The sequence below is a fragment of the Allomesorhizobium camelthorni genome (assembly GCF_011045125.1).
GTDB lineage: Bacteria > Pseudomonadota > Alphaproteobacteria > Rhizobiales > Rhizobiaceae > Allomesorhizobium > Allomesorhizobium camelthorni.
In genome coordinates this window covers 1-2113 of sequence record NZ_JAAKZF010000218.1, presented here as the reverse complement: position 1 = coordinate 2113, position 2113 = coordinate 1, and the positions used below count along the sequence as shown (strand labels likewise).

The window sequence follows — 2113 nt, the reverse complement described above, 5'->3', positions numbered from 1 at the left end:
TCGGCAGGATGCGGACAGGAACGGCGGGCAAGGCGGAATTCTCGTCATGACGTTTTGAATGGTTCATAACACGCGCTTCTTGCAGGTGGGGCAACCGATCGGCGATAGATGCCCTGTCGAGTCCCGGAAACTCGCCAAGCAACGATTCTAGCCGGCGGCGTCCGTAACCGCCCGCAGCCGAGTCATCGCCGCACCGACGACAATGAGCAGGAGCCCATGATTTCGGGGAATGCATATGCACGATGAGTACGTGGCTGAGACGCGCGTGCCGCAGCGCCTCCGTCTGTAGCAGGAAGGCCCCGGTCAGTGCCATAGCGATCAGGCACGATGTGACAGTGTGGAGGGGTGATGCCGCTCCGCTTGAAGTTCTTGCCCTCCCGAGCAACGACAACACCCTGATCTGGTATCGAACGGGTCATTCGCGGGGCGGGGAGACGGATTTGCCATAGCTGTCGAGCATTGCGGCCACGTCTCCAAGCATGCTCGACAACGCCTGGGTTCCCTTAGCTTTAAGACGAACGTCGGCCTTTTCAAAGATTGCGAGACAAATCTCGCTTGAGTCATGGCGCGACTGGTAAGCTAATCCATCCGGACGGTCTGGGTGATCCCAGAGGGCGTCCGACCAGAGGCCGCAGGGTTCATAGGGGCCGGTCGAAATCGAGTTGTCCGTCCCGACCGTCTGCAGTCCCGATCCATACAGGCGCACAATCCGCAAGGGTTGGTCAGAGACGAGCCCGGATACAGAGCGCCCAACGATATCGGTCATGGCCACCATGAGACGTTGCGGATTGCGCATAAGGGTTTCGGCCAGGGCGCCGCGAAGGGTCAGTCCGGCATAGAGAACACCGAACCGCCCGCTTGCACTATCAAAGCGGTTAGTCGGCGGCACGTTGGAGCCCGGGCCGAAGAAAATAGGATCGAGTGACGAACGGTGGACACGGTGCAACACCTGTCCGGCCTGTATCTCGTCGATCGGCAGCGAAATGTCAGCGAGCCATTCGGGAGGAGGAGGCGCCAGACCGGACGGACCGCGGGGCGCGGCCCGCCTGCTAGACGTCATGCAAACCCGTCCTGCGCCTCACTGCGCAGGAGGCGCAGAACCGCGTCCCGATCGCCGGACTTCAGCGCGTCAAGGGCCGAGCGCCCTCCAAGCGCCGAGTCGGGCGCGAGCAGGAAATCGAGCGCCACCCACGGCCCGGCCGAAGCGTAGGCTCGAACGACTTCCGCGATACCGGCAACGACGTCCGTCTCATCGAATTGACAGGCGGGATAGCGCCAGTCGCTTCCCTCGCGAACAGCAAGCAACGCTCCGGCCCGCCGGCGCTTGTCGACAGCTTGACGCGAGATGCCGAGAAGTCGGCCCGAATCCTCGGCCGACAAAGTGCCGCCAGCGCGCTCAATCAGACGCTTGCGGTGTTCGACGTTCTTTGCCAAGGCTGGAACGAGCGGGTCGAGTTCGATGACGGCCGGACCGACAACCTCGGACCGACTGAGAAGCCATGCAAGCGAACCTGCATCGGTTGGGGCAGCTAAAGCGTCGGACAGAGTCTTCGGCGAAGCAGTGGCCGCCATGCGCTCAAGAGCTGATGTTGCGCGCCGAAGAAAGGCCGCCTGCAGGGGATCAGAACGCGTGCTGCTCGGGTTTGGCGCGGTACGGGCCATAATAACCTCGCTGGTTGTCTTAGGGAGTATATACATACTCTAGTGCTAACGTCAACCAAACGACCATTATGCAGATGCCATGGCTCAGCGGGGTCCGTTGGCGCGCGTTTTCAAAGAATCCCCGATGCGCAATACCGTCCCCTGCCCGTCATCTCCCGCACGCCAAGCTCAACAATGAGGTTAAGCGCGCCGCGAGGCGCGTCCCGGGACCGGCCTCGCAAGGCGTTGTGGAATTCGTCGAAGATCAGGATCTTGGGCTTCAGGCTGTCGAACAGATGATCGATCTGTTCGGCCTTCCGGCCGACAGATCTTCCCGCGCTCCTAACGGCCTATGCACGTATCATGACCGGTACACATCATTTTGTGCGCTGGTCCGAAATCGTGTCAGCTGGAATTTCGGCTTACGATCCCAATCAGGACCCTGACGCTCCGGCCCGGATAGGCAACTCGT

2 protein-coding genes and 1 pseudogene are annotated in these 2113 nt (G+C 61.3%); all 3 read right to left on the bottom strand.

Going from position 1 to position 2113, the window contains the following annotated elements; all coding sequences use genetic code 11:
- Nucleotides 1–415: 415 nt before the first annotated feature.
- Complete coding sequence (locus G6N73_RS35400) at nucleotides 416–1060, bottom strand: RES family NAD+ phosphorylase (RefSeq protein ID WP_165034496.1); 645 nt, start codon at nucleotides 1058–1060, stop codon at nucleotides 416–418.
- On the bottom strand, nucleotides 1057–1662 hold the full coding sequence (locus G6N73_RS35395; RefSeq protein WP_165034495.1) for a helix-turn-helix domain-containing protein: 606 nt from the start codon (nucleotides 1660–1662) through the stop codon (nucleotides 1057–1059). Before G6N73_RS35395 ends, G6N73_RS35400 begins: the two co-directional genes overlap by 4 nt.
- 110 nt (nucleotides 1663–1772) lie before the next feature.
- Nucleotides 1773–1958 (bottom strand): annotated as a pseudogene (locus G6N73_RS38185) (helix-turn-helix domain-containing protein); the annotation flags it as partial.
- Nucleotides 1959–2113 lie beyond the last annotated feature (155 nt).